Below are 23,115 nucleotides of genomic sequence, written 5' to 3' on the forward strand. Positions count from 1 at the left end.
TTAGGAGAAAAGTCTTATGTCCTGCGTCTTGTGTCCTTTCAAATAAATCAGATGGAAGAAAATAAACGATTAGTAAAAGTGCCTACTATGGCCGAAATGGCTGCAAATGGCGAAGAACCGGAAATACTGTTTTGGGTTGGTTGTGCGGGCTCTTTTGATGACCGCTACAAGCGTGTAACCCGTGCCTTTGTGCAGATACTGGAGCATGTGGGGGTTAAGTATGCCGTTTTAGGCACTGAAGAGAGCTGCACCGGCGATCCTGCCAAGCGTGCCGGAAATGAGTTCCTGTTTCAGATGCAGGCCATCACAAACATAGAGGTACTGAATGCTTACAATGTAAAAAAAATAGTTACGGCTTGTCCGCACTGCTTTAACACCCTGAAAAACGAGTATCCTGATCTTGGCGGTAACTATGAGGTGATCCATCACTCTACTTTCCTGCAGCAGTTGATCAACGATGGCAAGGTAAGGGTGCAGGGCGGCGAGGCATTTAAAGGCAAGCGCATTACCTTTCACGACTCCTGCTACTTGGGCCGGGCCAACGATATTTATGAAGCACCGCGTGAGGTGCTGGCGGCATTGGATGCCGACCTGGTGGAAATGAGACGCGTTAGAGCAAACGGGCTTTGCTGTGGTGCTGGCGGTGCGCAAATGTTTAAAGAGCCGGAGCCGGGCAGTAAAGACGTAAACATTGAACGCACCGAAGAAGCTTTGGCAACGCTGGGGGCAGGCAATGGAGTTATTGCTACAGCCTGTCCCTTCTGCATGGTGATGATGAATGACGGGGTGAAGAACAAGGAGCAGGAAGAAAACGTTAAAGTGTTCGATATTGCCGAACTTGTCGCACAGGCTGAAGGATTAAGCCGATAATTTTATAGTATATTATTCGTTATTTTATGTCCGGGATACTCAGGAATACTGAATACCCGGTATAGTTAGTAAAGAATAATCCATTATTACGAGTAAACAAAACCATGTATATTCCGTTTGACCAATTGCCTGCGCAAGCCAGGTTGTGGATATATCAGGCCAGCAGGCCTTTAACTGCAGAAGAACAGAACGAAATAAAACCTCTTTTAGAACGTTTTGCTACTGATTGGAGCAGCCACGGTAAAGGTTTGGAAGCATCGGCAGAACTGCTCCACAACCAATTCCTGGTGCTGGCTAATAATGAAAGCACTACTGCTGCCAGCGGCTGCTCCATTGATAAGTCGGTAAATTTTGTGCGGGAAATGGAGCAAAAGTTTCAGGTGTCATTTTTCGACAGAACACAACTTGCCTTTTTAAATGGAGAAGAGGTGCAACTAGTAGGCCTGAACGAGCTGAAAAATAAAGTTGCGGCAGGTGAAATAGATGAAAATTCATTATACTTTGATACATTAGTAAATAATTATGGTGAGTTGCAAGCGCAATGGCCTAAGCCTGCCCGTGCTAGCTGGCTCTCCAGGTACTTCTGAACCTGCTAACTCTTATTATACTTTGTTCATGCATCAACCGCTACAACTAAAGCATACCTGTTTGTTTTTGTTTATCCTGCTAATGCTGGGTTCCTGTGCTGGTAATCTGGGTAAAGGTGATAAACGATTTGAGCAGGAGCAATACGAGCGTGCCATTCAGTTTTACCAGCAGGCTCTCAAGAATGCAGGTAATCCTGGCGAAATCAACTATAGAATAGCAGAGTCGTACCGCATGTCTAACCGGCTGGGAGAGGCAGAGCAGTACTATAGGGCGGCACTGGATGCTAACGTAAAAAGAGAAAGTATCTACTATTACTATGGCCTGGCTTTAAAAGCAAACGGCAAATACCAGGAGGCCCAGAGGCAGCTGCAGAGTTTTGTGGGAGTCGCTTCCAATGGACAGCTAAAAACGCTTGCTCAGAAAGAGCTGGATAACCTGAAAGAGATTAGCAGAATTTTAGCCACGAACAACGGCTTTGAAGTGCAGCACCTGGACACACTAAACACAGCTGCATCTGAGTTCTCTCCTTACGTTTTAAATGATCAGTTCTTCTTTTCATCAACCCGTGGCTCCGGCAAGGTATACATGGGTAACGGCGAAGGCTTCCTGAATATCTTCTCGACCAGGTTTACGAACTCAAACGACAGTCTGGGTATGAATATAAGTAAGCTGGCAGGAGTAAACTCAGACGATTTGCACGATGCCATGGCTACTTTTACTCCCGACGGGCGCACCATGGTTTTCGCCAGAGGCAATGAAGGAACAAAAAAAGGACGTGAACAGGTTGATCTGTTTATTTCTACGTTTGGTTCGAACGGGTGGTCCGAGCCAAGAATTCTAAGTATAAGCGATCCCCGTGCCTGGGACTCTTCTCCTGCCTTCTCGCCTGACGGTAAAACACTCTATTTTGCCTCTAACCGCAGAGGGAGCCTGGGCGGCCACGATATTTATAGCGCAGCTATAGATGCCAGCGGGCGGTTCTCAACACCTGTGAACTTAGGGCCAGGCATCAACACTCCAGGAAACGAAAGTTTTGTTTATGTTTCACCTGATGGCACCCTCTACATTGCTTCAGATGGATTGCCCGGCCTCGGAGGTTTAGATCTCTTCCGTATCGAAGAAGGCAAGCCTGTTAACCTGGGCTCAACCATGAACTCCAGCGGCGACGACTTTGGTATCTTTTTTAAAGATGGTGTTTCTGGTTACTTCTCTTCTAACCGGGAGGGCGGTAAAGGAGGCGACGATATCTATGCCTTCAATAAAACAGATCGCAAACAAGTCATTTTCTTTGTGGATGGTACCATTTTTCAGCGTAGAGACGGCTCACAGCAACAATCAGTAGTCCCTAATACAAGAGTAGTATTACAGAGTGAGCGGAACCAGGTAATCAGCGACACAACTTCTGATGCGGCAGGCAAATTTACCTTTGCGCTTGATTCGGCTTCTACCTACTTTTTAGTAGCTGAAAAAGAAGGGTTCTTTACAGCACGTCAGCGTATTACCACGGTAGGCAAAATGCCTGCACAGGAAGAACTAACTGAACCTTTAACAGAAATTCGTTTAACGGCTACTCTTGTACTGAACCAAATCGTAAAAGAAAAACCAATAGTGCTGGAAAATATCTATTACGATTTAGATAAAGCCGACATCCGACCTGATGCTGCCGCTGAACTGGATAAACTGGTACAGATCTTAGTGGATAATCCGCGCATTTCTATTGAGCTCAGCTCACATACCGACGTTAGAGGCTCCGATGCGTATAACCTGGATTTATCGCAGCGCCGGGCTGAGTCGGCTGTGCAGTATATTATTTCGCAGGGTATAGATCCAGCACGATTAACAGCCAGAGGATACGGCGAAACACGGCTTGTTGTAAAAAATGCCACAACGGAGGAGCAGCACCAACGAAACCGACGTACAGAATTTAAAGTAGTTCGCATACAGGAGTAGTTCTTAATGAAGGACTCCATGACAAAGGACATTTTATTTTTGTAGTCGGGAAAATAAAAAATTTTTGAAACACGCTGGGGCTATAGGAGCAAGTGCAACTATAGCCCCAGCGTGTTTTAAGTATACTAAGCTCTGAATTTCCCTCTCTAACTTTTAACTTTCTAAATTTTTAAGTCTCTAACTCCACCTGCTTTTCTTAAATTTGTAGGGACAGCAACTTGAGCTATGGAAAATAGATATTTACAACGCGGTGTATCTGCTTCGAAAGAAGATGTACATAATGCCATCAAAAACATTGACAAAGGCCTCTTCCCGAAAGCGTTTTGCAAAATTATACCGGATATACTTACTGGCGATCCTGATTACTGTGCCATAATGCATGCCGACGGAGCAGGCACAAAATCTTCTCTGGCGTACATGTACTGGAAAGAAACAGGCGACTTAAGTGTCTGGAAAGGCATCGCCCAGGATGCAGTAGTCATGAACACAGACGACCTGTTGTGTGTGGGGGCTACCGATAACATACTGCTGTCATCCACCATTGGTCGCAACAAACACCATATTCCTGGTGAGGTAATAGCAGCCATTATAAATGGCACAGAGGAAGTGCTGCAGATGCTCCGCGATAGCGGTATCGGTATTTATAGTACAGGCGGGGAAACAGCCGATGTGGGTGACCTGGTGCGTACCATTATTGTAGACAGTACAGTAACGGCTCGTATGCGCCGCGAAGATGTGATCTCAAACCATAATATACAGCCAGGCGATGTAATTGTAGGTTTTGCTTCTTTTGGTCAGGCAACATACGAAGAAGAATACAATGGCGGCATGGGTAGCAATGGACTTACCTCTGCACGCCACGATGTATTTCATAAGTACCTGTCTAACTCTTATCCGGAAAGTTACGATCCGGAGGTGCCGACAGACCTGGTGTATTCCGGTAGTAAAAGATTAACAGATGTTGATTCTGAGACTGGCTTAGAGATTGGCAAGTTAGTGCTGTCGCCAACGCGCACCTATGCGCCAATTGTAAAAGAAATACTGAAAGAGCACCGGCAGCATATACATGGCATGGTGCATTGCAGTGGCGGGGCTCAAACCAAAGTGCTGCACTTTACAGATCAGGTGCATATTATCAAAGATAACCTGTTCCCGACACCATCGCTGTTCCGCATTATTCAGCAGGAAAGTGGCACTGACTGGAAAGAAATGTACAAGGTGTTTAATATGGGGCATCGCCTGGAGATTTATCTGCCGGAGCAGTATGCCAACAACCTTATCGCCATTTCAAATTCATTCGGGGTAGAGGCGCAGATCATAGGAAAGGTAAAGGCTAGTAAAGGAAATGAGCTTACCATCAGAAGCAACCACGGAGAGTTTTATTACCAGGGGTAGCTTCTCACAGCTTACAGAAGCCACAGGCATGTTCCTGTGGCTTCTGTGTTTTTAAATTAGCGGAGATGCGGAAAGAAAAGCGACAGCAAGTAGTGTAGAAATAAATATAGGCTGGACCATCTATATTTAACATTCTAATTTGGCACAAAACTTGGATTAGAAGAAGTATAGGCAATAATCTATACAAACATGAAAAAGTCTTTACTTCCGATCCTGCTTATGCTGCTGGTATTGCCGGTACTTGCACAAGCTTCCGTTTTAACATTTACTACACAGAAAGGAGAGCCATTTCAGGTAATGGTTAACGGCAGAGTGGTTAACCACAAAGCGGCTACCTTTGTGCGGGTGGCTAATCTGCGCCCGGGAATACATACAGTTGATTTTAAAATAATGGGCCGTTTTGGAATGTACCGTATGGGCGCCAAAGTAGCAGCAGAAGAAGGTTATGAAACGAACTATGCGTTGCGCACGACAGGCAGAAGCGGTAATGTGCAGCTGCGCAGAGTAAGCATGGTGCCGCTGGAGCGTCCGAGAATAGTAGTTCCTGTGCCACAGCCTGCCCCAGTGCCTCGCTACCCCGAATACGAACCATACGAGCCTACCCGGCCTTTACCAGACTACGGACGGAACGACCAGTGCCGTAACCTGCTGAGCCGATACGACATTGACAGGCTCCTGGAGTCTATGCGAGGCAGAAGCTTTGAGAGCACCAAACAAACGATAGCACGAGAAGCTATACGCAGCGGAAGCATCTTGTCTGAAGACCTGAAGCTGGTATTGCTGCAATTCGACCACGAAAGCACCCGTGCAGAGTTTGCCAAATTCGCTTACGATTACGTTTGCGACCAGGAACGCTTCTATTATGTGTATGACGCGTTTAAGTTCGATAGTTATGTAAGAGAGCTGGAAGAGTATACCAGCAGAAGGTAATCTTATTTTGCTAATTTTTTAATGATGTAATATGCTGCGGCATATGAGTATATTCCCATAAAGAGCGAGGGCTACTGTGATGAACAGTAGCCCTCGCTCTTTATGGGAATATTAGTAGCGCATTCGAAAATTAACACATTAGCATATTAACTTATCGTAGTCTGTCTACCGACCTCACCAGATCTTCGTCGCGCTTGATAAAGCGGTTAGCTAAGGCATTCAGCAGTAAGCCAAGCACAGGCATAAAGAACCCTGCATGATAGTCACCGCTGTTGTTAGCCTGTACCATATCATTACCTACATAGGTAGCATAGTAAAAAGTTGTACCTAAAGTAGCAGCCAGAAGTAGCGAATTAAGAAGACCAAGCTTCATCTGGTTAAGACGGCTCTTGAACTGAAAAATCTCATAAAGCGCAATGACAGCTGCTGCAATGGCTAGCAGACCAATTGCTATAGTACCTCTGGAGGGGATGTCGCCTGCGCTGGCACTTTCACCTTGTGCGTTTAAAAAGTGAGATTTTAAATTCCAGGCAGTTAATACGACTGTTTCGTTTGTAGTAGCATCTGTTTTAGACCATAAAGGCAGAAACAGCATAGAAACCATCGCTACAACCACCAGAAATAGAAATACGGTTTGAATCCTTTGTATCATATAAGGGTTAATTTAACTTGCAAAGCAATGCAAAAGTAGCCAAAGACCTGTAAAACTAAAAAGATGCACACAGCTTATATTGTAGATATTATCAGAACACCCATCGGGAAGTATACCGGAGCTTTAAGTTCTGTGCGCCCGGACGACCTGGCGGCGCATGTACTTAACGAGCTGATGAAGCGTAATCCAGGTATAAGCCCGGAGCTGGTGGAGGATGTGGTGTTGGGTGCGGCAAACCAGGCAGGGGAAGATAACAGGAATGTAGCACGCATGGCTTTACTGCTGGCGGGGCTACCGCAGGAAATAGGGGGTGTTACCGTAAATCGCCTCTGCGCCTCAGGCTTACAGGCTATTATGGATGCCTCCCGTGCCATTACTTCCGGTGATGGGGAGGTATATATAGCAGGCGGTGTAGAAAGCATGACCCGTGCACCATTTGTGATGGCGAAAGCTGAAACAGCCTTTGCCCGAACAGCTGAAATATACGATACCACTATAGGCTGGCGGTTTGTAAATGAAAAACTCTCTGCCTTGCATTACCCGTTTGCCATGGGCGAAACAGCTGAGAATGTAGCAGAGCGCTATAATATCTCGCGCGCTCTGCAGGATGAGTTTGCCCATAGTTCGCAAACGAAGTACCAGGCAGCTGCCGATGCCGGTAAATTTAAAGATGAAATAGTGCCTGTGCCTGTTCCGCAGCGCAAAGCAGAACCCGTTATTTTCGATACAGATGAGCATCCGAGGCTTTCTTCGATAGAGAAATTAAATGCCTTATCGCCTGCCTTTAAAAAAGGAGGTACAGTAACCGCAGGCAATGCTTCAGGCATAAACGATGGAGCGGCTGCGTGTTTAGTGGTAAGCGAAGAGATGGTGAAGCGGCTTAACCTGCAGCCCATGGCTCGTGTAGTTGCCACAGCTGTAGCTGGAGTAGATCCGGCGCATATGGGCATGGGGCCTGTTCCGGCCACTATGAAAGCTTTAAAACGAGCTGGTTTAACTATAAATGATATAGGCTTAGCTGAAATTAATGAAGCTTTTGCAGCACAGGCTATTCCGTGTATGCAGCAGTTAGATATAGATCCTGCACTGGTAAATGTAAATGGAGGCTCCATTGCCATTGGGCATCCCCTGGGCGCCAGTGGCACCCGTATATCGGCCACATTACTGCATGAAATGAAACGGCGCAGCAACGTGCAGTATGGTTTAGCAACTATGTGCGTAGGCGTAGGGCAGGGAGCAGCCATTATTTATGAGAAACTATAAGCCCTACAGCCAAATAAACCTGCAAAACACATGCAGCGGGTTTTTTGTTTTATCTTTGCTGCATGCGTTATTTTTTAGAAATAGCTTACGATGGTACCCGCTTCCATGGCTGGCAAATACAACCCAATGCTCTTTCGGTACAGGAAGTGCTCGACGATTGCTTAACAAAAGTACTAAGGCAGCCGATCAGTTCCACCGGAAGTGGCCGCACCGATACAGGCGTGCATGCCAGCCAGCAGTTTGTGCATTTTGATGTGGCAGCGCCGCTGGATAAAGAACAGGTGTTGTACCGCGTCAATCGTTTGCTGCCACAGGATGTAGCGGCTATACACCTATGGCCTGTTACAGATGAGGCCCATGCACGTTTCGATGCCTTTGCCCGTACTTATCACTATCACGTCACATTAGCAAAAAATCCTTTTAAGCGCTACTACGCATACTACCTGAGTCGCAAGCCTGATGTGACTAAAATGAATGAGGCAGCAGCCTTGCTGCTCCGGTACGACGACTTTACCACTTTTAGCAAGGTGAAAGGAGACACCAAACATTACAGGTGCTCTGTTTATGAAGCCTTTTGGGAGCAGGAGGGAGAAAACCTGCAGTTTACTATTAGGGCCAATCGTTTTTTAAGAGGCATGGTACGCTTGGTAGTGGGCACTTTGCTGGACGTAGGAAGAGGCAAACTTTCAGTTAATCAGTTCGAAGAAATTATAACCAGCAAGAACAGAAGCAGAGCCAGTGGTGCCGCACCAGCCGAAGGGCTTTACCTGGCAAAGGTAGAGTACGAGGAACAAATATTTGTAAATGCTTCTGTTTAACAGGGATAAAGTTATTTTATTTAGTTCTTGCGGTAAGAAAAACTTAACTTAAACCTTTTAATAACAAAGGGAGGGGCTGCATCTTAAGCATAGAATATCCTGATATCGGGAAGAGCCTGCTTTTATGTGGTGCGGAAGTGAGTAATCAGTTAAAGGCTTTACTTAATGCATATGACCACTAAAGTTAATTTCCTGAAGTATGTAGCCGGGCAACCATATTGGAGCAGATGTGTAGTCGGGCTTCTTTTTGTCTTTTATGGAGCAAGTGCTTTAGAAAGTCCATCGCACTTTAAACAACCTGGCATTGCGCTTCATTTTCTTAAAAAGAGTCCAGAGCAGCAGAATAGTCTGCCTGTGTTACTCCAGAATAACAATGTTACCCCAACTGCAGGTAACGACATAGCTGGTAGTGTGTGTAATGGGGCCACTAAAACAATTAGCGCAGCTATCCTTTTACAAAACGATAGCGAGCCTAATGGCAAACCACTGAAGATACAGGAATTTACACAGCCTCGTAATGGAAAACTTACAGATAATGGAAATGGTACATACTCCTATACCCCAAACCCTGGGTTTAGCGGAAATGACACCTTTACCTATATCATCAAAGAAGAAGATAACACAGTTGCCTTTAGTGGAAACGGACACTATTTTGAGTATGTAATGGTCCGCGGGATAACCTGGAAGCAGGCAAGGGTGGAAGCAGAAAAAAGAACTTATAAGGGGCTGCAAGGGTATCTGGCCACCATGTCTTCAAAAGATGAAAATGATTTTGTAAAGGCAAAACTTCGTGGTGAAGGATGGATCGGAGCCAGTGATGAAGAACAGGAGGGTGTCTGGAAATGGATGACAGGACCAGAGGCAGGAACACAGTTCTCAAGGCAGGGACAGGCTGTTAACGGAATGTATAGTAACTGGGCTCCGAATGAGCCTAATAACTGGCAAGGCGGAGAGCACTACGGGCACTTTTACCCTTACGGCGAAAATGCCGGTACTTGGAACGACTATGCAAACGATAACCCAAATATAGAGGGATATATGGTGGAGTATGGCGGGCTTGAGCTTTACCCGCCTGTTCTGACAGCTACTGCAACTGTTTCTGTTGAGGTACTACCTGCGCCTGTCATACAGCAAAGGGTAACAGACGTATCGTGTGCAGGGCAGCAGGACGGGAGTATAGAAATTATTGCAGCCCCTTCCACTTCCTATTCTTTTAATGGCGGAAGCTACGCTACATCAGGCTTAACTTTTTCAGGACTCGCAGCAGGAACCTATACCATTAGTGCCAGGGCAGCCAGTAATGGCTGCGAATCTACGCTACGGGTAACAGTCAGAACCAGCCCCGATACAGAGGCCCCTGTTATTGCTGCTCCAAAAGATATAAAAGAAAAGGTTTATCCAGGTAAATGCACCGTTACAAATCTTAACTTGGGCGTACCAGTTAAATCTGACAACTGCTCTGAACCCACTGTTACGAACGATGCTCCTTCCTCTTTTGCCCCTGGAACTACTGTTGTAACCTGGACAGCCACAGACCGGGCTGGTAATAAAGCCACAGCTACTCAAAAAGTAGTTGTAGAGGAAGCAGACGGACCCATGCTTGCCTTGCCACCTGTTATTTCGACTGTCGCAGGCGATAATATATGCGGCGCATTTATCAGTTATGATGTCGTTACCCGTTGCTCCGTCGTAAAAACAGAGCTTTTAAGTGGTTTTGAAAGCGGAGCTATATTTCCGGTAGGCACAACGGAGGTTAAGATAAGAGCAACAGATGCGGCGGGGAAGTCTTCCACAGAAAGCTTTTATGTAACAGTTACAGATCATGTTAAGCCTGTCATATTGGTAAAACCTTTTACCTTAAATTTGAACTTTAACTGTACAGGCTCCCTTTCTTTTGAAGGTATTGATTACGGTACGGCTGATAACTGTGGTATAGAACGTATACAGCTTAGTAAAACAGAATTTAGCTGTTCAGACTTAGGAACAAACTATATAACCGTTACCGCAACAGACGTACATGGAAACGTATCGCAGGCTACAACTACAGTAACAGTGGCTGGCGATATGCTGGTGGCTTACCCTAATCCTTTTAACCCTAACACAAGCATCGATTTTACATTGGCAGAAGCCGGCACTTATCGTCTGGAACTGTTAGATATGAGAGGAATTGTGATAGGCATAATTGCAGAAGGAACAAATGAAAGAGCTGCTTACATAACGCATATGCTCGATGGTGAGAAGTATGGCCTTGCAGAAGGCTTGTATATAGCACGACTTGTGACATCGAAAGGCACCAGAAACTTAAAAATTGCTTTAAAGAAATAAGACAGTAAAAATCAAGGAGTACATCAAGCTATCATCGTACTGTAGATAATCTTTGCTGCAAGTCTGCTTTGAGTAAGTTAGCCGTAAATCTATGTATTGTGCCGGTGCATTTGCGTAACTATAACAGTTAAAATATTAACTTTGAGAGCAATTTGCAGTAAAAAACTTAGTTGAAAAAGAAGCCTGAAGGCCAAAAGCTTTTTTAGCTGAATTGAACTTGACGATTACTAAGCTTGGAAAATAAACCTAAAACAACAGGAAAAGTATTTGATTCGGATGTGTTGAGGCGGCTGTTCACTTTTGTAAAGCCGTATATTAAGACTTTCTACTTCATCGTTTTCTTAACCTTTGCCTCTGCCATACTAGCGGCAGTGCGCCCTTTTCTGATACAGTACACCGTAGACCATCACATTCTGCAGAACGACTGGAACGGCTTAAACCAGATGTTCGTAATTTTAAGTGTGCTGTTAGTCGGACATGCCATTGTGCAATACCTGCATACCTATTTTGCTGGTTGGCTGGGGCAGCATGTCGTGCGGGATATTCGTGTGAAGCTTTACCGGCACATCCTTAACCTCCGCCTCAAATTCTTCGACCGAACGCCTATAGGCACCCTTGTTACCCGAAATGTGTCTGATGTAGAGACGCTTTCCGATGTTTTCAGCGAGGGTTTGGCAGCCATGATCGGAGATATTCTGCAGTTAGTCTTTATACTGGGGTTCATGTTCTATATTGATTGGGAGCTTACGCTGATAAGCCTTTCTACTTTCCCTATCATGATCTTTAGTACGTATGTATTTAAAGAAAAAATAAAAGACACATTTCAGGAAGTGCGTACAGCTGTGGCTCAGCTTAATTCCTTTGTGCAGGAGCATATTTCAGGCATGAGCATCGTGCAGATCTTTAATAACGAGAAGCGCGAGATGGATAAGTTTGTCGAAATTAATAAAGAGCATACCCGGGCCAATATTCGTTCGGTGCTGTATTATTCGGTATATTTTCCTGTAGCTGAGATTATTGGTGCAGCAGGTTTAGGTTTGCTGGTATGGTATGGGGCGCATGGAGTTATCCGGGATACTACTTCGCTGGGTACGCTTATGGCCTTTATCCTGTACATACAGATGTTTTTCAGGCCCATTCGCATGATAGCTGACCGGTTTAACACGTTGCAGCTGGGGGTGGTAAGTACGGAGCGTCTGATGCGCTTGCTGGATAGCAACGAAATGATTGACGATAACGGTACTTATGCACCTGAAAAGATAAAGGGCAGCGTGAGCTTCCAGAACGTGTGGTTTGCCTATAAAGACGAAGAGTGGGTGCTGCGCGATATTTCTTTTGAGGTGAAGGCCGGCGAGACAGTAGCTTTTGTGGGGGCAACGGGAGCCGGAAAAACTTCTGTTATCAACCTGTTAAACCGCTTTTACGAAATTAACGGGGGCCGCATTATGATAGACGGACACGACCTGAAAGAGTATGACCTGAGTGTGCTAAGGCATCATATCGGGGTGGTGCTGCAGGATGTGTTTTTATTTTCGGGTACTATAGCCGACAATATTACGCTCGGAAATAAAGCCATTACAGAGGAGCAGATGTGGCGTGCAGCTGAACTGGTAGGAGCAAAAAAATTCATTGAGCGCTTGCCGGGCAAGCTTAATTACCAGGTAATGGAGCGGGGAGCTACTTTATCAGTAGGGCAGCGGCAGCTAATCTCCTTTGTCCGTGCAATGGTGTATAACCCTGAAGTTATCATCCTGGACGAAGCAACATCCAGTGTCGATTCTGAGACAGAAGAGCTTATTCAGTATGCCATAGACCAGCTAATGCATGGCCGTACTTCCATTGTAATTGCACACCGTTTGTCTACCATTCAAAAAGCTGACAAGATAATAGTATTAGACAGAGGCGAGATAAAAGAAACAGGAAACCACGAAGAACTGCTGCAGCAAAACGGCTATTACGCCCAGTTACACCAGATGCAGTATAAAAACATGATCGATTTATGAACAAAAGAATTGTAATGATAGTGATAGCAGTACTGGCTATCACTATTATTTCTTTCTATGCCTACCTGGGAGGGTTTAGTTCTCCTGCGTATACCGTTACCACTTCTGAACCTGTATATGTAGCCGGCAAAGCTTACAAAGGCACTATAAAAGATGAGCAGATGGGCAACGTGTTCCGCAGAGCTGCCGAAGTGCTGGATAAGCAGGAGCTGGACGGTGTGTTGGGAAGCATCTACTACAACAATCCCGATGAAACCAGCGATAGCATAAATGCCTTTATTGGTGTAGTAGTAGCAGATACTACCATACAACTACCTGCCGACTATGAGTTGCGCATGGTGCCTGGTGGCAGGCAGGTGTTACGCGGCGAAATAAACGCACATTATATGGTAGCGCCTGGCAAACTTTACGATGGCATATTCGAGCATGCCAAAGAGAAGAATATACAGCTGCAGAATTTTTTTCTGGAGTGGTTCCCCGAAAGCCATAAAGCGATACTGGAGGTGCCTATAAAGCAGTAGCCGGCTTGTTGCCAGTACAGAAATAACCTCTATCTTTGGGAGAAGCGGTAGTAAATCTAACTGCCGTTTTAACAGAAAAAGTATAGTGGGAAAAAAAGCAGAGGCTAAAAAAGAACTCATACTCGAGGCAGCCAAATCTGTGTTTGGTAAGTTGGGCTATAGCAAGGCCACCTTGGATGATATTGCCCAGGCCATTGGCTTAAAAAAGCCTACCTTATACTATTACTACAAGAGCAAAGAAGTCTTATTTGTAGAAGCCTTTTCGCAGGAATGGCGGGAAAGCCTGCACCGGCTCCGCTTGGTTGCCGAAGAAGAACGTGACCCGCATAAGCGCCTGCTGCGGTATATCCGTTCTTCGCTACAGTATTACCAGGAGATTGTAACACAGCACACGATCTCGATCCAGGTACTGATAGAAACCCGCAGCTTTTTTCAGGAGCTTTTTAAAGAATCGCGGGCCAAAGAGGCAAACTACTATGCAGCCATTATAAAAGAAGGAATAGCCAACAGCACCTTTGCTTTCTGTGAGGCAGAGCGTGTTGGCTATTCCATTATGGTTGTAAAAGACCTGATTCAGTTTGACGAATTTCAGCGAACCAGTTTTCATCATTTACCTGCTATTGATTTTCAGAAGATAGAGCAGGAGGTGTTGTTTACCGTAAACCTTATTCTGCAAGGCATTCGGAAGCAGGTGGAATAGCTGGTTTTATTCCTGATGTGTGGCTTTGTATTGCTCCAGCTTTGCTTTCAAGGCTTCTACATCAGCCTGATGGCCTTTGGCTACTTCGGCAGCATCCAGCTCTATGAGCATGTTTTTCATCTGTTGCAGGTAGGCTGCCTTGTCTTTTTTCAGGCAGCCTTTCTGGCCATCCTGGCAGGTGCCGTCTTCGTTGAGCGGTTTAAACATGCTGCCTTCGCCATAGATGATCCACTGTGGGTTAAGATCATGAAAGTTTTTTAAAATGGCTACCAGATCATCAAGCAAATAGTTTTTGCCGCAGATAATATTTGTAAGTAGCTCAGAGCTGCTACCCGTCATTTCCTGCAAAGCAGGCATCTCTAATTCTTTCAGGTTAGTATAAAACCTAAACCTTTTTCCAATTTGCTGTAAGTCAATAGCCATACACAAGAATTTTTTTGGTGAATTGATAACCTATACGTAGGTATAACAGAATCTGTACTAAAAAATTCCAGTAAAATGCTATTAGCAGGCAAAGGCTAATATTTTCCGGGGTAAAATACCTCAAGGTAAGGGTAAACTATTCAGAATCCTCGGCCTGCAGCTGTCGGTTATAAAGCACTTTGTACAAGCCTTCATCCCTGATTAGTTCCTCATGCGTACCGTGTTGTACAATTATGCCATCATCCATAACCAGTATGCGATCAGCCAGTTTAACGGAAGATACACGGTGCGAGATAATAATGGATGTTCTGTTCTGCATGATGCGGCGCATGCTGTTCAGGATGGCATTTTCGGTTTTGGTATCGACAGCCGAAAGAGAGTCGTCCAATATCAGGATGCTGGGCTCCCGTACCAGGGCACGCGCAATAGATACCCGCTGCTTTTGCCCGCCAGATAAGGTAATGCCCCGCTCACCTAGTTTAGTATCAAACTGCTCCGGAAAATTCATGATGTTTTCGTATACATCGGCATCTTTGGCTGCCTGCACCATTTGTTCCTCTGTAATGCTTGGTAGCCCAAAGCCAATGTTGTTGCGGATAGTATCGGAAAACAGGAAAACATCCTGCGGTACATAACCAATCTGGCTTCTCAGGCTTTCCAGGTTATAGTCACGTATGTCGATGCCATCGATCAGAATGCGGCCACTGCTGGTGTCGTACATGCGAGGAAGCAACGTGGCAATAGAGCTTTTCCCGGAACCTGTGTTGCCTATTACAGCCAGGGTTTCGCCATGCTGGATGCGGAAAGAAATACTCTTCAGGGCATGGATATTGGTGTCAGGGTAAATAAAGTTGACATCCTCAAAAACAATGTCACCCTCAATCTTTCTGCTGATGTTCTTGCGGGAGATAATGTCGGTTTTGGTTCGGAGGAACTCGTTGATGCGTTCCTGTGAGGCAGCTGCCCTTTGCACCAGGCTGGCTGTCCAGCCGAGGGAGGTAACAGGCCAGGTAAGCATGTTCACGTAAATAATAAATTCGGCAATGTTACCTGTGGTAATGGTGCCGTTCATTACTTCCTGTCCGCCAATGTATACTGTAATAATAGTGCTCAGGCCTACCAGAAACAGCACCAGCGGAAAGAAAAGAGAGTTTACAAAATTCAGTTCCAGCGACTTGTCTTTGTACTTGTTGCTGGCAGTTGTAAAATTATTGTGAGAGTCGTCTTCGCGCACAAAAGATTTCAGTACACGAATGCCCGAAAAAGCCTCCTGCACAAAAGTGGTAATGCCGGAGAGGCTTCGCTGTATTTCATCTGATTTCCGCTGGATAATATTGTTCACATAAAAAATGCTCACAGCCAGTATAGGAAGCGGGATGAGAGTATATAGGGTAAGCTTTACGTTTACAGAGAGCATGTACGGTATCACCATCACAAACAGCACCACCAGGTTAAGACCATACATAATGGCAGGGCCCAGGTACATCCGCACCCGGCTTACATCTTCAGAGATGCGTGCCATCAAATCTCCGGTGTTGTTCCTTCTGTAGAAACTCAGCGGCAGGCTCTGGTAGTGTTCATAAATCTCATTCTTGAGGTCGTTTTCAATGAGACGGCTCATAACAATAATAGTTTGCCGCACAAAAAACAGGAACAAACCCCGCAGCAGAGCCATCACCAGGATAACTACCCCGTACACAAGTATACTTTGGGCAAATATGCCATACACGAGTTCCTGTTGCTCCAGCCCGGTATATAGGTTGTGCAGGTCTATACCTTCTTTTATCAGGTTAAAGGCATAGCGCACTATCTGGGCAGGCAGAATCTGGAAGTAGTTTGATATGATAACAAATATAAGACCCCATATAAGGCGCGCCTTATACTTAAGGAGGTATTTATTTAGATATTGTAACGATTTCACAGTAAAAATTATAAAGCTCTGTGGCTTTTACGTGGAGATACAAAGTACAAATTGAAATAACCGAAAAAAGAATTAATTTTGCAGCCTGAAATGAAGGGTGTCTCACCTTCATTTCTACAAATATAAGATAACCTGTAATCAATTTCATATATGGCCGGATTAAATGAAATGGAAGCGGAGCAAGACAAATCAGTTTTCGGGCAGATAGCGGAATACAATCATGAAAAGCTGGTCTTTTGCCATGATCAGGATACAGGTTTAAAGGCTATTATAGCCATACACAATACGGTGCTTGGGCCGGCCATAGGTGGGGCACGTATGTGGTCTTATGCTTCTGAGGCCGAAGCACTTGAAGACGTTTTACGCCTTTCGAGAGGCATGACATATAAAGCAGCAATCTCGGGTCTGAACCTGGGCGGTGGCAAGGCTGTCATTATAGGTGATGCCCAGAAAGACAAAAACGAAGCCCTGCTCCGCAAATTCGGCCGTTTTGTTAAAAACCTGAACGGGGCCTACATTACGGCAGAAGATGTGGGCATGACAACCAAAGACATGGAATATATCCGTATGGAAACAGAACATGTGGTTGGTTTGCCCGAAGCCATGGGGGGCGGAGGCGATCCTTCTCCAGTGGCGGCATACGGTACCTATATGGGTATGAAAGCCGCTGCCAAAAAAGCCTATGGATCAGATTCGTTGCAGGGAAAGAAGGTAGCTGTGCAGGGCGTTGGCCAGGCCGGAGGCTTTTTAGTAGAGCTCCTGGCAAAGGAAAACGCACAGGTATACGTTACCGATATATATGAAGACCGCTTACGTGAGGTGGCTTCAAAATACAAAGCCAAGGTGGTGGGCATGGAGGAGGTGTACGACCTGGATGTAAACATTTATGCACCATGTGGCCTTGGAGGCACTATCAACGACCATACGGTGGGCAGGCTAAAGTGCGATATAGTGGCGGGAAGTGCCAATAATCAGCTCCGAAACGATCATGAGCACGGCGCTGCTCTTGCTGAACGAAATATTTTATATGCCCCCGATTTCCTGATTAATGCCGGAGGCCTGATAAATGTTTACTCAGAGCTAATAGGCTATAACCGGGAAAGAGCTTATGCGCAAACAGAAAAAATATACAGCTATACGCTGGACATATTCGATTTAGCAGAGCAGGAAAGTATAAATACACAGGCGGCAGCTACCCGAATGGCAGAAAAGCGTATTCAAAGCATCAGTAAAGTAAGATCGACTTACTAATCTTGAGCACTCAGAAAGCATCTTGTTTAAGATACACACAACGGGAAATAAAGGTGCTTGGAGCGGGCTTAAACAAGGTAGGATTTGCATCAGCCTTAAATGGTGCAGCATAGGTGGGAAAGCAGCCTGAGGATGCTCTATCGCTTTTTAACGAAATGAAACAAAAACGTTCTTTATAATAATATTTTATGCTCAACCGCAGAACACTACGAATCAAGGCAATGCAAGCTATTTATGCCTATAAGCAGGCCGAAGGTTCAGATTATCTGCTGGCACTAGACCAGATCGGGGAAGATTTTGCACCAGACTTAATGTCGATGGAGGTGCAGGACAGAAAATTGCTTGAAGGGAAAAAACAAATTTCTCAGTTACTCTTTAAAGAGTGGTATGAGACAAAGCAATTTGAAACAGAAGAAGCAGATAAAGAGATTCTGAATGCTGTAAACAGAGCCATTGTTACTTACCAGAACCAGGTTAAAAAAGATTACAAATACTATGGTAACCAGATGCTGGGGGCTGTAGACCGTATCTACGATCATTACCTGGCTTCACTGCAGATTCTGGAAGTATTGGTAAGCCTGATAGAAGACGAGGAGGTAAAAAAAGAGAAGCGTTTTACAGCTGCTTCAGGACCGGATGTGAAGCAGTTCCTGAATAACAGAGTTGTTCAAAAGCTGTTGGGTAACAAATCGTACCAGGAAAACATTATCCGCAGGAATATAAGCTGGGGTTCCGATATCAGCGCTATCAGGCAGGCGTATAAAAACATTCTGAAGCAGGACCCGGAGTTTTTAAGTTACCTGTCCATACCTGTTCCTACCCTGGAACAGGACTTTGAAGTAGTGAAACATATTTTCAAAAACATTATCTTTAAAGAAAAAAACTTACAATCTTTGTTTGAAGAGCAAGACCTGAATTGGGTAGAAAACAAAGCCATTGTAAAAAGCCTTGTAAACAAAACGATCAAGATGTTTGGAGAGGAACCACAGGATTCCGAAGCAGGCAGCAACGACATAGCTTTACTTGATCTTTCGGCTAACTGGGAAGATGACAGAGCATTCTTTGAAGAGCTTTATTACCAGACCTTGCAGGATGACGAGAAGTATGAAACTATGGTGGCTACAAGTGTAAAAAACTGGGATGTAGAGCGTGTAGCCTTGCTGGATAAGATCATACTCAAAATGGCGCTTTGCGAAATGCATATCTTCCGCAGCATACCTGTTAAGGTAACCATTAACGAATACATCGAGATATCAAAGCTATACAGCACCCCAAAAAGCAAGCAGTTTATAAACGGTGTGCTGGATAAAATGGCACAGGATCTGACCAACAAAGGTGAAATCCGTAAATCCGGCCGAGGCTTGATCGACAACAAATAGGCTGACATAACTATACGATGAGCGAAAATTCATCGTACTAGATATAAACCGAACTTACTATTTATTTAGAACTATGGGTAAGAAAACAAAAACAGTACTCGCTTTTGCATCCGGAGCCGCTGTTGGCGCTGCTGTTGGTGCCGCCGCTGGTATTCTGTTTGCTCCTGAAAAAGGCAGAGAAACGCGTAACTGGCTGAGCTATCGTTTAGAGAAATACCGTGATACTATTTCTGATCTACTGGAGCAACTGGTAGAAGACCGCAATCTGGTTCCTTCTACAGCTAAGTCAGAAGGGCAACGCGTTATTCAGGATGCTAAAGACAAAGCAGAAAAACTGCTGGGAGATGTAGATTCTCTTATAAACGAAATTAATAGCAGGAAAGAAATATAAGACATGAGACAAATCACACTTATACCTGGCGACGGGATAGGTCCTGAAATTACGGAAGCTGTTAAAGCTATTTTCAGTGCAGCAAATGTACCTGTAAGCTGGGAAGAAGAAAATGCCGGACAAACAACATTTGATGCCATTGGTGAGCTGATTCCGGCAACGCTGATAGAATCTCTTAAGAAAAATAAAGTAGCCCTTAAAGGGCCTATTACCACACCGGTAGGCAAAGGCTTTAAAAGCATAAATGTGCAGCTCAGACAAATGTTTGACCTGTACTCAAATGTTAGACCGGCTAAAACTACTCCGGGCGTAAACACCAGGTTTGAAAATGTAAACATGGTGTTGTTCCGAGAGAACACTGAAGGCTTATACTCCGGGCTGGAAATTTATGATGAGCGTCTGCAAATAGTTGACTCGATCAGCCGTGTAACGCGTGTGGGTTGCGAGAAAATTGTACGTGCTGCCTTTGAATATGCTGCCAAGCATGGCTGCAAAAAAGTAACGGCGGTACATAAAGCCAATATCCTTAAAAACGCTGGTGCGCTATTCCTGGAAGTAGCCAATCAGATTGCCAAGGAATATCCGCAGGTGCAGCTGGACGATAAAATTATCGACAACATGTGTATGCAGCTGGTGGCTAAGCCGGAGCAGTTTGATGTAGTAGTGACGACCAACCTGTTTGGCGATATTCTCTCAGATTTATGTGCAGGGTTAGTTGGCGGCCTGGGAGTGGTAGCAGGTGCTAATATAGGCGACGATATGGCAATATTTGAAGCCGTGCATGGCACAGCTCCGGATATTGCCGGAAAAGGTCTGGCAAACCCAACTGCTTTACTGCGCTCTGCCATCATGATGCTGCACCATGTAGATTTGAAAGAAGATGCTAACCGTATAGAGGCAGCTCTGGAAGCAACTTTATTAAATAAAGAAGAATGTACAGGCGACCTGGGAGGTCGTGCCAGCACAATGGAGTTCGCACAAAACATTATTGCGAAACTTTAATTCACATTTTATCTGTTCTTGATTCATGAAAAAGAACCTGTTATTTGCATTAGCATTGGGTGCTGTGTTTACAGTAATCAGTTGCGACCAGTCTAATACGGCAAGCGACACAGTTGAAACAGAGGAAACTGCATCAACTCAGAGCCAGCCGCAGCAGATTGAAAACCCTAACGTAGTTTCTGCCTCTAACGCTGCCCCTGCTAACGCAGTAGCATCGGCTAACGCACCGGTAATCGAGTTTAAAGAGACCGAGTATGATTTTGGTACTATTAAACAAGGTGAAGTAGTAGAGCACACGTTTGAGTTTACAAACACTGGCAAGAGCCCTCTTATTATAGAGAGTACTTCTGCGCCATGTGGCTGTACTGTGCCAGAACATACCGAAGAGCCTATTGCGCCAGGTCAAACAGGCAAAGTAAAAGTTCGTTTCAACAGCTCAGGCAAAATGGGCCAGCAATCTCCTATTGTAACAGTGCGCGCTAATACAGAGCCAAACATTACACAGGTATACATGCGTGGTACTGTAGAAGCCAACAATATTCCAACTGCTGGTGCAGATGGTCCTGTTAGAAGAAACTAAACCTACTCTTTAAAAAGAGCATAACCCTAACCCATGCAAACCATACTCTTACAAGCATCAGGCGGTCCAGGTATTCAGAACCTGATTCTTATTGGTGCTATAGGCATTATTTTCTATTTCTTCATGATCAGGCCGCAGCAGAAAAAGGTGCGGGATCAGAAGAAGTTTCGTGAGGAACTTACTAAAGGCATGCAGGTAGTTACAATAGGCGGTTTGCATGGCAGGCTGGTAGCTATTGAGGCTGATACTGTAGTAGTGGAAGTAGACAAAGGAGTGCGCCTTACATTTGATAAATCTGCTATCTCTTTAGAGGCTACTTCTAAAGTGCAACCAACCAACAGCTGAAGCATTGCCTTTTGAGAAAGCCAGAAATATAATCACATGGTTTGTGAGGCCATTCAGGCCGCAGACAAAGCAATACTGGAGAATAGTATTGCTTTGTTTTGTGGCGGCCGCTACTTTCTGGCTTTTAAATGCACTTAATAAAAGCTATTCCACGCAAACTACTTATCCTATCAGGTTTGTTTACAATAGCCGTAACATGGTGCCGGTTACACCTTTGCCCGAAGAAATTTCTATAAACGTAACAGGTAAAGGCTGGAAGCTGCTGCGAAAGTCGCTTCGCTTTGAGGTGCAGCCTGCCGAAATCCATATCCGCAGCCTTCCGAGAAACAATTATCTGCTGGGGGCGGCTTTACGACCGAGCCTGGTAAATGTGCTGGATGGCCTGCAGCTGAACTTTGTGGTAACGGATACCTTATTTTTTAATTTTGATGAAAGAATAAGGCGCACCGTTCCTCTGCAGGTAGAGCGGAGGCAGCCAATTACAGAGGCCCGCTTTGCTGTGGTGGGCCCTATCCGAACTGAGCCAGACAGTATTACCTTTGCCGGGCCTTCTTCTATGGTTGATAGTATCGCCAGTCCATTTTTAATTTCTTTGCCAGACCTGCGCTTATCGGCTCCTGCCAGATTAGAGCTTCCGGTTGCCTACGATAACAAATCGCTGGTAAAAGCCAGTGTAAATACCGTTTCTGTTATTATAAATGTGCGCGGCTTATTGCAGGAGGAAAGGCAGATACAGCCAGAGCTCGTGAATGTGCCCGAAGGTGCAACGCTTAACTTAAGTCCGTCTTATTTACTGGTGCGGTACCAGCTCCTGGAAGATTCGGTTGTACTGTTGAACAGAGACTCTTTTAAAGCAGTGATAGACTATGCCAAATTCAACAGGCAGGACTCAACTATCGCACCGGAGCTGATACAGCAGCCTGCTGGCGTGCGTAATGTAACGCTATGGCCCAATCGTTTAAAAGCTGTCTTAGAAAGAGAAAGATAAGGCATGCTAAAAGTTGGTATAACAGGAGGAATAGGCGTAGGTAAATCTATTGTTTGCCGTATGTTTGAGCATTTAGGTATACCTGTTTATGATGCCGATACACGAGCAAAATGGGTAATGCTGCACGATGAACCGCTAAAGCATGAATTAGTGCAGGCTTTTGGAGCAGAGGCTTATAATGAAGCAGGTGAGCTGAATCGTTCTTATATCTCCGGAATTGTTTTTAAGAATCCGGAACGCCTGGCGCAGCTTAACAGTTTAGTGCATCCACGTGTACGGAATGACTTTAGCATGTGGGTAGCTGCAAACCAAAATGCTCCTTATATTATAAAAGAAGCGGCGCTTATGTATGAGTCGGAGGCCTGGCGGCAAATCGATAAAATGATTGCTGTTTTTGCTCCTAAAGATGTGCGCATCAAGCGTCTTTTGATACGTGATACACACCGTACAGAAGCCGATATACAGGCCATAATGGATAAGCAACTGAGAGAAGAAGAGAAGATGGCTCGTGCAGATTACATTATTTACAACGATGATCACCAGCTCCTGATTCCGCAGGTATTAAAGCTCCATGAGCAACTGCTCGAACAAAGCCTATCTTAAGCAATACCAACAAGTTTTTTTCCTTTGCTTTTATTTTAACTTCAAGGGCTTAATTAATAAGCTTCTTACTCATTTCTTTAATAAATTTAAGGTTTTAGCATGGCTGTAACAGGCATAATGTAACCTTTCAGAAGGCTGAAAAAATACGTACAAACTAATTTTGTATAGTGCCGTACTGAAAAGGCTTGGCAGTTATTGGGGGGATATAAAGAAGCGG

Annotated in this window: 22 protein-coding genes; 19 read left to right on the plus strand and 3 right to left on the minus strand. The window is 44.9% G+C overall.

Annotated features, from left to right (window positions below):
* Positions 1 to 51 precede the first annotated feature (51 nt).
* The 5 genes from C1N53_RS17745 to C1N53_RS17765 all read left to right on the plus strand — a co-directional run bounded on the left by C1N53_RS17745 (position 52) and on the right by C1N53_RS17765 (position 5,733).
* The gene (locus tag C1N53_RS17745; RefSeq protein ID WP_240773262.1) at positions 52 to 870 is read left to right on the plus strand and encodes a (Fe-S)-binding protein; all 819 of its coding nucleotides are present in this window, start codon (positions 52 to 54) and stop codon (positions 868 to 870) included.
* Positions 871 to 974: 104 nt separating this feature from the next.
* On the plus strand, positions 975 to 1,457 hold the full coding sequence (locus C1N53_RS17750) for a hypothetical protein (RefSeq protein ID WP_137760591.1): 483 nt from the start codon (positions 975 to 977) through the stop codon (positions 1,455 to 1,457).
* 61 nt (positions 1,458 to 1,518) lie between these two features.
* Positions 1,519 to 3,408 carry an OmpA family protein gene (locus C1N53_RS17755; RefSeq protein ID WP_240773263.1) on the plus strand — a complete coding sequence of 630 codons (1,890 nt, stop codon included), beginning with the start codon at positions 1,519 to 1,521 and terminating at the stop codon, positions 3,406 to 3,408.
* 225 nt (positions 3,409 to 3,633) lie between these two features.
* Complete coding sequence (locus C1N53_RS17760; RefSeq protein WP_137760593.1) at positions 3,634 to 4,803, plus strand: AIR synthase related protein; 1,170 nt, start codon at positions 3,634 to 3,636, stop codon at positions 4,801 to 4,803.
* Positions 4,804 to 4,992: 189 nt separating this feature from the next.
* Entirely contained in the window at positions 4,993 to 5,733 is a 741-nt protein-coding gene (locus C1N53_RS17765) for a DUF4476 domain-containing protein (RefSeq protein ID WP_137760594.1), read from the plus strand.
* A 151-nt stretch (positions 5,734 to 5,884) separates the two neighbouring features.
* On the opposite strand, the gene C1N53_RS17770 is transcribed toward C1N53_RS17765, so the two are convergent.
* The gene (locus C1N53_RS17770; protein ID WP_137760595.1) at positions 5,885 to 6,385 is read right to left on the minus strand and encodes a DUF4293 domain-containing protein; all 501 of its coding nucleotides are present in this window, start codon (positions 6,383 to 6,385) and stop codon (positions 5,885 to 5,887) included.
* A 63-nt stretch (positions 6,386 to 6,448) separates the two neighbouring features.
* On the opposite strand from C1N53_RS17770, the gene C1N53_RS17775 reads away from it, so the two are divergent.
* The 6 genes from C1N53_RS17775 (at position 6,449) to C1N53_RS17800 (ending at position 14,015) form a co-directional block, all read left to right on the plus strand.
* Positions 6,449 to 7,648, plus strand: coding sequence for an acetyl-CoA C-acyltransferase (locus C1N53_RS17775; protein ID WP_137760596.1), 1,200 nt, complete (start codon positions 6,449 to 6,451; stop codon positions 7,646 to 7,648).
* 62 nt (positions 7,649 to 7,710) lie between these two features.
* Entirely contained in the window at positions 7,711 to 8,466 is a 756-nt protein-coding gene (gene truA, locus C1N53_RS17780) for a tRNA pseudouridine(38-40) synthase TruA (RefSeq protein ID WP_137760597.1), read from the plus strand.
* Between the two features lie 171 nt (positions 8,467 to 8,637).
* On the plus strand, positions 8,638 to 10,791 hold the full coding sequence (locus C1N53_RS17785; RefSeq protein ID WP_168194060.1) for an Ig-like domain-containing protein: 2,154 nt from the start codon (positions 8,638 to 8,640) through the stop codon (positions 10,789 to 10,791).
* Between the two features lie 233 nt (positions 10,792 to 11,024).
* Complete coding sequence (locus tag C1N53_RS17790) at positions 11,025 to 12,794, plus strand: ABC transporter ATP-binding protein (RefSeq protein ID WP_137760599.1); 1,770 nt, start codon at positions 11,025 to 11,027, stop codon at positions 12,792 to 12,794.
* Positions 12,791 to 13,315 carry a GyrI-like domain-containing protein gene (locus C1N53_RS17795; protein WP_137760600.1) on the plus strand — a complete coding sequence of 175 codons (525 nt, stop codon included), beginning with the start codon at positions 12,791 to 12,793 and terminating at the stop codon, positions 13,313 to 13,315. Before C1N53_RS17790 ends, C1N53_RS17795 begins: the two co-directional genes overlap by 4 nt.
* Positions 13,316 to 13,400: 85 nt before the next feature.
* A complete protein-coding gene (locus C1N53_RS17800; RefSeq protein ID WP_137760601.1) occupies positions 13,401 to 14,015 on the plus strand; it encodes a TetR/AcrR family transcriptional regulator in 615 nt (204 codons plus the stop codon).
* A gap of 6 nt (positions 14,016 to 14,021) precedes the next feature.
* Here C1N53_RS17800 and C1N53_RS17805 read toward each other — a convergent pair whose 3' ends face one another.
* Both C1N53_RS17805 and C1N53_RS17810 read right to left on the minus strand, forming a co-directional pair.
* Complete coding sequence (locus tag C1N53_RS17805; protein ID WP_137760602.1) at positions 14,022 to 14,438, minus strand: hypothetical protein; 417 nt, start codon at positions 14,436 to 14,438, stop codon at positions 14,022 to 14,024.
* Between the two features lie 136 nt (positions 14,439 to 14,574).
* The gene (locus C1N53_RS17810) at positions 14,575 to 16,359 is read right to left on the minus strand and encodes an ABC transporter ATP-binding protein (RefSeq protein ID WP_137760603.1); all 1,785 of its coding nucleotides are present in this window, start codon (positions 16,357 to 16,359) and stop codon (positions 14,575 to 14,577) included.
* 150 nt (positions 16,360 to 16,509) lie between these two features.
* Here C1N53_RS17810 and C1N53_RS17815 point away from each other — a divergent pair, with 150 nt between their 5' ends.
* The 8 genes from C1N53_RS17815 to coaE all read left to right on the plus strand — a co-directional run bounded on the left by C1N53_RS17815 (position 16,510) and on the right by coaE (position 22,898).
* Positions 16,510 to 17,610 carry a Glu/Leu/Phe/Val dehydrogenase gene (locus C1N53_RS17815; RefSeq protein WP_137760604.1) on the plus strand — a complete coding sequence of 367 codons (1,101 nt, stop codon included), beginning with the start codon at positions 16,510 to 16,512 and terminating at the stop codon, positions 17,608 to 17,610.
* Between the two features lie 188 nt (positions 17,611 to 17,798).
* The gene (nusB, locus tag C1N53_RS17825; RefSeq protein WP_137760605.1) at positions 17,799 to 18,989 is read left to right on the plus strand and encodes a transcription antitermination factor NusB; all 1,191 of its coding nucleotides are present in this window, start codon (positions 17,799 to 17,801) and stop codon (positions 18,987 to 18,989) included.
* A gap of 73 nt (positions 18,990 to 19,062) precedes the next feature.
* The gene (locus C1N53_RS17830; RefSeq protein ID WP_137760606.1) at positions 19,063 to 19,380 is read left to right on the plus strand and encodes a YtxH domain-containing protein; all 318 of its coding nucleotides are present in this window, start codon (positions 19,063 to 19,065) and stop codon (positions 19,378 to 19,380) included.
* A 3-nt stretch (positions 19,381 to 19,383) separates the two neighbouring features.
* Positions 19,384 to 20,382 carry an isocitrate/isopropylmalate dehydrogenase family protein gene (locus C1N53_RS17835; protein WP_137760607.1) on the plus strand — a complete coding sequence of 333 codons (999 nt, stop codon included), beginning with the start codon at positions 19,384 to 19,386 and terminating at the stop codon, positions 20,380 to 20,382.
* A gap of 25 nt (positions 20,383 to 20,407) precedes the next feature.
* The gene (locus tag C1N53_RS17840; protein WP_137760608.1) at positions 20,408 to 20,962 is read left to right on the plus strand and encodes a DUF1573 domain-containing protein; all 555 of its coding nucleotides are present in this window, start codon (positions 20,408 to 20,410) and stop codon (positions 20,960 to 20,962) included.
* Between the two features lie 33 nt (positions 20,963 to 20,995).
* Positions 20,996 to 21,307, plus strand: coding sequence for a preprotein translocase subunit YajC (gene yajC, locus C1N53_RS17845; RefSeq protein ID WP_137760609.1), 312 nt, complete (start codon positions 20,996 to 20,998; stop codon positions 21,305 to 21,307).
* A gap of 4 nt (positions 21,308 to 21,311) precedes the next feature.
* Positions 21,312 to 22,295 (plus strand): hypothetical protein, encoded by a 984-nt coding sequence (locus tag C1N53_RS17850; RefSeq protein ID WP_137760610.1) that lies wholly within the window; start codon positions 21,312 to 21,314, stop codon positions 22,293 to 22,295.
* A 3-nt stretch (positions 22,296 to 22,298) separates the two neighbouring features.
* Positions 22,299 to 22,898: a dephospho-CoA kinase gene (gene coaE, locus C1N53_RS17855; protein WP_137760611.1), complete on the plus strand. Its 600-nt coding sequence runs from the start codon at positions 22,299 to 22,301 to the stop codon at positions 22,896 to 22,898.
* Positions 22,899 to 23,115 lie beyond the last annotated feature (217 nt).

The sequence above is a fragment of the Pontibacter sp. SGAir0037 genome, from assembly GCF_005491705.1.
GTDB lineage: Bacteria > Bacteroidota > Bacteroidia > Cytophagales > Hymenobacteraceae > Pontibacter.

Bases quoted from the DNA above. Each gene is read 5' to 3' on its own strand.
- C1N53_RS17775 (WP_137760596.1), top strand. From the start codon at position 6,449: ATGCACACAGCTTATATTGTAGATATTATCAGAACACCCATCGGGAAG.
- C1N53_RS17750 (WP_137760591.1), top strand. From the start codon at position 975: ATGTATATTCCGTTTGACCAATTGCCTGCGCAAGCCAGGTTGTGGATA.
- C1N53_RS17840 (WP_137760608.1), top strand. From the start codon at position 20,408: ATGAAAAAGAACCTGTTATTTGCATTAGCATTGGGTGCTGTGTTTACA.
- yajC (WP_137760609.1), top strand. From the start codon at position 20,996: ATGCAAACCATACTCTTACAAGCATCAGGCGGTCCAGGTATTCAGAAC.
- C1N53_RS17835 (WP_137760607.1), top strand. From the start codon at position 19,384: ATGAGACAAATCACACTTATACCTGGCGACGGGATAGGTCCTGAAATT.
- coaE (WP_137760611.1), top strand. From the start codon at position 22,299: ATGCTAAAAGTTGGTATAACAGGAGGAATAGGCGTAGGTAAATCTATT.
- C1N53_RS17815 (WP_137760604.1), top strand. From the start codon at position 16,510: ATGGCCGGATTAAATGAAATGGAAGCGGAGCAAGACAAATCAGTTTTC.
- C1N53_RS17785 (WP_168194060.1), top strand. From the start codon at position 8,638: ATGACCACTAAAGTTAATTTCCTGAAGTATGTAGCCGGGCAACCATAT.
- C1N53_RS17770 (WP_137760595.1), bottom strand. From the start codon at position 6,385: ATGATACAAAGGATTCAAACCGTATTTCTATTTCTGGTGGTTGTAGCG.
- truA (WP_137760597.1), top strand. From the start codon at position 7,711: ATGCGTTATTTTTTAGAAATAGCTTACGATGGTACCCGCTTCCATGGC.
- C1N53_RS17765 (WP_137760594.1), top strand. From the start codon at position 4,993: ATGAAAAAGTCTTTACTTCCGATCCTGCTTATGCTGCTGGTATTGCCG.
- C1N53_RS17795 (WP_137760600.1), top strand. From the start codon at position 12,791: ATGAACAAAAGAATTGTAATGATAGTGATAGCAGTACTGGCTATCACT.
- C1N53_RS17805 (WP_137760602.1), bottom strand. From the start codon at position 14,438: ATGGCTATTGACTTACAGCAAATTGGAAAAAGGTTTAGGTTTTATACT.
- C1N53_RS17830 (WP_137760606.1), top strand. From the start codon at position 19,063: ATGGGTAAGAAAACAAAAACAGTACTCGCTTTTGCATCCGGAGCCGCT.
- C1N53_RS17745 (WP_240773262.1), top strand. From the start codon at position 52: ATGGAAGAAAATAAACGATTAGTAAAAGTGCCTACTATGGCCGAAATG.
- C1N53_RS17760 (WP_137760593.1), top strand. From the start codon at position 3,634: ATGGAAAATAGATATTTACAACGCGGTGTATCTGCTTCGAAAGAAGAT.
- nusB (WP_137760605.1), top strand. From the start codon at position 17,799: ATGCTCAACCGCAGAACACTACGAATCAAGGCAATGCAAGCTATTTAT.